This window comes from uncultured Pseudacidovorax sp. (assembly GCF_913773995.1).
Classification (GTDB): Bacteria; Pseudomonadota; Gammaproteobacteria; order Burkholderiales; family Burkholderiaceae_C; genus Xenophilus.
In genome coordinates, this window is sequence record NZ_CAJYES010000160.1 from 1 (window position 1) to 5,660 (window position 5,660).

4 protein-coding genes are annotated in these 5,660 nt (G+C 70.4%); 2 read left to right on the forward strand and 2 right to left on the reverse strand.

Features of this window, described 5'->3' with window-relative positions:
- The coding region (locus tag QZ772_RS14900) for a DEAD/DEAH box helicase (protein ID WP_295527731.1) at window positions 1-2,623 on the reverse strand (2,623 nt) is incomplete at its 3' end.
- 232 nt (window positions 2,624-2,855) lie between these two features.
- Here QZ772_RS14900 and ispD point away from each other — a divergent pair.
- Both ispD and ispF read left to right on the forward strand, forming a co-directional pair.
- On the forward strand, window positions 2,856-3,581 hold the full coding sequence (ispD, locus tag QZ772_RS14905; protein WP_295527734.1) for a 2-C-methyl-D-erythritol 4-phosphate cytidylyltransferase: 726 nt from the start codon (window positions 2,856-2,858) through the stop codon (window positions 3,579-3,581).
- A gap of 14 nt (window positions 3,582-3,595) precedes the next feature.
- The gene (gene ispF, locus QZ772_RS14910; RefSeq protein WP_295527736.1) at window positions 3,596-4,126 is read left to right on the forward strand and encodes a 2-C-methyl-D-erythritol 2,4-cyclodiphosphate synthase; all 531 of its coding nucleotides are present in this window, start codon (window positions 3,596-3,598) and stop codon (window positions 4,124-4,126) included.
- Here the strand turns inward: ispF and QZ772_RS14915 are convergent.
- On the reverse strand, window positions 4,113-5,660 hold a 1,548-nt coding region (locus tag QZ772_RS14915), incomplete at its 5' end, for a tannase/feruloyl esterase family alpha/beta hydrolase (protein ID WP_295527739.1). The genes ispF and QZ772_RS14915 overlap by 14 nt on opposite strands.

A 5,660-nucleotide genomic window follows, 5' to 3' on the forward strand; every position in this document is an offset into this window, starting at 1 on the left:
CGAGATCGCGTTCGCCCATCTGGCCGTGGGCCACGGCGATGCGCGCTTCGGGCACCAGCTCTTCCAGGCGTGCGCGCCGGTTGTGGATGGTGTCCACCTCGTTGTGCAGGAAGTACACCTGCCCGCCGCGCTTGAGCTCGCGCAGCACGGCCTCGCGGATCAAGCCGGTGCCCTCGTTGCGCACGAAGGTCTTGATGGCCAGGCGCCGCTGCGGCGCCGTGGCGATGACCGACAGATCGCGCAGACCTTCCAGCGCCATGCCCAGCGTGCGGGGAATGGGGGTGGCGGTGAGCGTGAGCACGTCCACCTCGGCACGCATGGCCTTCATCGCCTCCTTGTGGCGCACGCCGAAGCGGTGCTCCTCGTCGATGATGAGCAGGCCCAGGTTCTTGAACTTGACGCTCTCGCTGAGCAGCTTGTGCGTGCCGACCACGATGTCCACGCTGCCGTCGGCCAGGCCCTTGGCGGCGGCCGTGATCTCCTTGGCGGAGCGGAAGCGGCTCATCTCGGCCACCTTGACCGGCCACTTGGAGAAGCGGTCCACCAGCGTCTGGTAGTGCTGCTCGGCCAGCAGCGTGGTGGGTGCCAGGAAGGCCACCTGCTTGCCGCCCGTGACGGCCACGAAGGCCGCGCGAAGCGCCACCTCGGTCTTGCCGAAGCCCACGTCGCCGCAGACCAGGCGGTCCATGGGCTGGGGCGAGATCATGTCCTGGATGACGGCATGGATCGCCGCCTTCTGGTCGGCCGTCTCCTCAAAGCCGAAGTCGTTGGCGAAGACCTCGTAGTCCGGTGCCTGGAAGCGGAAGGCATGGCCTTCGCGCGCGGCGCGGCGGGCGTAGATGTTCAGCAGCTCGGCCGCCGCATCGCGCACCTGCTCGGCGGCCTTGCGCTTGGCCTTGTCCCACTGGCCGCTGCCCAGCTTGTGCAGCGGCGCCTCATCCGCGCTGACGCCGGTGTAGCGGCTGATGAGGTGCAGCTGGCTCACCGGCACGTAGAGCGTGGCCTTGTCGGCGTACTCCAGGTGCAGGAACTCCTGCAGCAGCGGCTTGCCGTCCGGCCCCGTGCCCTGGCCCAGGTCCATGTTGACCAGGCCTTTGTAGCGGCCGATGCCGTGGGCGCTGTGGACGACCGGGTCGCCCAGGTTGAGTTCGGACAGGTCCTTGATCAGGGCGTCGACATCGCTCGTGGCCTCCTGCCGCTTGTTCCGGCGTCGGCCGCTGCCGGCGCCGGTGGCGAAGAGCTCGGTCTCGGTGACGAAGTCGATGCCAGCCTCGTTCCAGGCAAAGCCGGCCGCCAGGGCGGCTGTGGCGATGCCGATCTTCTCGCCCGCCCCGGCCTCGAATTCGGCCAGGGTGTCGAAGGCCGGCGGGCTGACGCCGCTGGCGCGCAGGAAGTCCAGCAGGCTCTCGCGGCGGCCGGCGGTCTCGGCAAGCAGCAGCACGCGGTGGCGGGTGGCCTGGATGTGTTCCTTCAGGCGAGCCAGCGGATCGTCGGCACCGCGCGCGGCGGCCAGCGAGGGCAGCAGCGCAAACTCGGGAAAGGCTTCGACAGGCTCAGCCTGGGCGGATGCAGGCCGCAGCGAAAGTTGGCGATGCGGCTTGGTCTGGCCGTAGAACTGCTCGGCATTGAGGAACAGCGCCTCCGGCGGCAGCACCGGCCGTTCGGGGTCGCCGTGGGCCAGGCGGTAACGCTCGCGCGTGTCTTGCCAGAAATGCTGGAAGGCGGCCTCCAGGTCGCCGTGCAGCACCAGCGTGACGGAGGAGGGCGCGTCGCCGTCGCGCCCTTCCTTGCCGGCGCCGGCCAGGTAGTCGAACACCGTCGCCGTCTGGTCGAAGAACAACGGCAGGTAGTACTCGATGCCGGCGGTGGCCACGCCGTTGCCCATGTCCTTGTAGATGCGGCTCTTGGTCGGATCGCCCTCGAGCAGTTCGCGCCAGCGGCTGCGGAAATGCGCGCGGGCCTCGTCGTCCATCGGGAACTCGCGGCCGGGCAGCAGGCGCACCTCGGGCACGGGGTACAGGCTGCGCTGGCTGTCGGGGTCGAAGGTGCGGATGGAGTCGATCTCGTCGTCGAACAGGTCGACGCGGAAGGGCTGCGGCGAGCCCATCGGGAACAGGTCGATCAGGCCGCCGCGCACGGCGTATTCGCCGGGGCTCACCACCTGCGTCACATGGCTGTAGCCGGCCAGCGTGAGCTGGGCCTTCAGGCGCGCCTCGTCCAGCTTCTGCTTGGTGCGGAAATGGAAGGTGTAGCCGGCCATGAAGCTGGGCGGCGCCAGGCGGTAGAGCGCGGTGGTGCCGGGCACCAGCACCACGTCCACCTCTTTCTGCAGGATGCGCCAGAGCGTGGCCAGGCGTTCGCTGATCAGGTCCTGGTGCGGCGAGAAGCTGTCGTAAGGCAGCGTCTCCCAGTCCGGGAAAACGGCGCAGCGAAGCTCGGGTGCGAAGAATGCCAGCTCGTCCGTCAGCCGCTGGGTGTCGGTGGCGTCGGCGGTGAAGATGGCCGTCGTGCGGCCCGCCGCACGCTCGCGCCGGGCCAGGCGGGCCAGCAGCAGCGCATCGCTGGAGGAGGGCGGACGGGGAAGGGTGAAGCGTTTGCCGGGGGAGAGGGCGGGCAGGTCCATGCGGGGGCGGCACCAAAGGCAGACCCTCCCGGCCGCAATGGCGGGGAGGGCGAAGCATGCAATTTTAGAATGCGGGGCTTTTCCCTGGACGGGGCCGGCTTGGTCGGCGTCCGGTCCACGCGGCGCCGGTCGACTTGTTCCCGGCTCGTCCAAGGCCGTTCGCGCTGAGCCCGTCGAAGCGCCGCCCCACCGCCCCGTCCGTCCACCCCTTGCCCGCCCCGTCCGTCCGCTGATGTCTCCCACCTCGCCGCGCCTGTTCGTGCTCATTCCCTGCGCCGGGACGGGCTCTCGCTCCGGCGCCGCCGGCCCCAAGCAGTACGAGCCGCTGGCAGGACGGCCGCTGGTGGCGCACACGCTGGATGTCTTCCGCGCCCTGGGCGACCGGCTGGCCGCCATCGCGCTCGTGGTAGCGCCCCAGGACGAGCGCATCGCGCAGGTGGTGCCGGGCTTTCCTGGCCCCGGCGAATGGCTGCTGCGTGCCGGGGGCACCACCCGCGCGCAGAGCGTGGCCCAGGGCCTGGGCGCCCTGCGCGAGCAGGCCGGCGCCCTGCCGCACGACTGGGTGCTGGTGCACGATGCCGCCCGCTGCCTGCTACTGCCCACGCAGGTCGATGCGCTCATCGGGGCCTGCGAGCACGATGCCGTCGGTGGCCTGCTGGCGCTGCCGCTGCCCGACACGCTCAAGGCCGCCACGCCGGAAGGCCGCGTCGCCGGTACGGTCACCCGCGCCGACAAATGGCTGGCCCAGACGCCGCAGATGTTCCGCATCGGCCTACTGCAGCAGGCCCTGGCGCAGATGGGCGACGCAGTGACCGACGAATCCAGCGCCATCGAGGGACTGGGCCTGGCGCCGCGGCTGGTGCCCGGCAGCGCCCAGAACTTCAAGGTCACCTTTCCCGAAGACTTCGCCATGGCCGCCGCGGTGCTCACAGCCCGCAGGGGCACGGCCCAGCAATGACGAGCACGATCCCGATGACCCACGCCGCCGACTTCGACTTTCCCTTCCGCATCGGGGAGGGCTGGGACGTGCACCAGCTTGCCGCCGGGCGCAAGCTGATCCTGGGGGGTGTGGAGGTCCCTCATAACGTAGGCCTGCTGGGGCATTCCGATGCCGACGTGCTGCTCCATGCCATCACCGACGCGCTGCTGGGCGCGGCGGCGCTCGGCGACATCGGCCGGCACTTTCCGGACACCGACCCGCAGTTCTGCGGCGCCGATTCCACGGTGCTGCTGGCCGAGGCAGCGCGGCGCGTGCGCGAGCGCGGCTGGGCCATTGGTAACGTGGACAGCACCATCGTGGCCCAGGCGCCCAAGCTGGCGCCGCACATTCCGGCCATGTGCGCGCGCATCGCCGAGGTGCTGGCGCTGGCCCCGGGCCAGGTCAACGTCAAGGCCAAGACGGCCGAGAAGCTGGGCCCGGTGGGCGAGGGCCGGGCGATGGAGGCGCGGGCGTCGGTGATGCTCTACCGCACGCCCGCCACGCCTGCGCCTAGCGGCAGCTGAAGTTCGCGGCGTCCTCGATGCTGCCGCTGCCGTTGTAGCGCGCCTGCTTGGGATAGGCGCACAGCGGGCGCGTGCGGCCGGGCCAGCGCACGTCGGCGTTTTCGGGCCGGGCGCGGGCCACGATGCGTTCGGGCGCCTGACCCTTCTCGACCCAGTTCACCAGGGCCGTCAGGCCGTCGTACTGGTCGGTGGCCGGGCCGCCGCTGCAATGCGCCATGTTCGGCACCGTGAACAGCCGGGCCATGCCGTCGGTGGCGGCGCCGTAGCGCTGGCGCAGTTGGTCGAGGTAGCGGACGGTGTCGGTCACCGAGAACACAGGGTCGCTCACGCCGTGGAAGAACAGGATCTTGCCGCCATGGCGGGCATAGGCGTCCACGTCGGGCGAGTCGGCCGCCACGATGCGCATGGCGGACTCGCGGAAGGCGCCGTCGGTGGCATAGACCTTGTCCGTGTCGCGCTGCGGATCGAAGCCCATCGCATAGGCCCAGAAGTCGTTCGTCACGGTGGGCGGCGTGGTAAAGAACATTGCCAGCCCGCCGGTCATCAGCGTGAGGTTGCGGGCGTTGGCGGGACCGCTGGTGGCGTCGCCGAACTTCCAGCGTGTCCAGTCCACCGAGTGCAGGCCGGCGTCGAACACCCAGTCCGAATAGATGGGCTTGCCCTGGGCATCGCGCGCACCGGCGAAGGAGCGCTGCAGCGCCTCGACCTGCGCCGGCCCCAGGCAGGCATCCGTCTTGGCGCCGGTGCAGCGCAGCACCTCAGGCTTGAACTGGCAGGCCGGCCAGTTGTTGACCATGCCGTCGGCCAGACCGTCCAGCGCATCGCACTGGCGCAGCACCTCACGCGTGAGCAGCTTCATGTCGCTTGGCGAGAAGGCCTTGGACAGCACCGGTCGACCGTCGGGGCCAGGCGGTGCCTGCTCGGCCGCGGCGCGGGCATAGAGCTGCGTGTCGTACACCGCCTGCACCGAGGCCAGCGGCACGCGGTACGCCGGCGCCGAGGCGATGACGCCGTCGAACATCTCCGGATAGCGCTGCGTCATCATCATGGCCTGCCGCCCACCGTTGGAGCAGCCCACGAAGTACGAGCGCTGTGGCGCCTGGCCATAGTGCGCGCGGATCAGCGTCTTGGCCACGCGCGCCGTCTGCGCCATGGAGTTGTAGCCGTTGTCGGCGCGGGCCTGCGGGTCCAGCCCGAACTGGTAGGGGCCGTTGGGGCCGGGTTCGTTGAGGTGGCCGGTGTCGGTGAAGACCACTGCATAACCCTGCATCAGCGCATTGCTGGTGTTGCCGCCGCCGGTGAGCACGCCGATGGCATCGCGCAGCACGCCGTCGGTGCCGCCGCCGCCCTGGAAGAAGAAGCGGCCGTTCCACTGCGCGGGCAAGCGAAGGTCGAAACCGATGGCGTAGGGCTTGCCGTCCAGGCCCGTGCGCTCGGCGATCCTGCCCTGCACATGGCAGTGCGCGGGCACCGGCGCCGTAGAACCCGGCGCGCCGGGCTGGATGCCGGTGAGATTGATGGTGCCTGCGGCGAC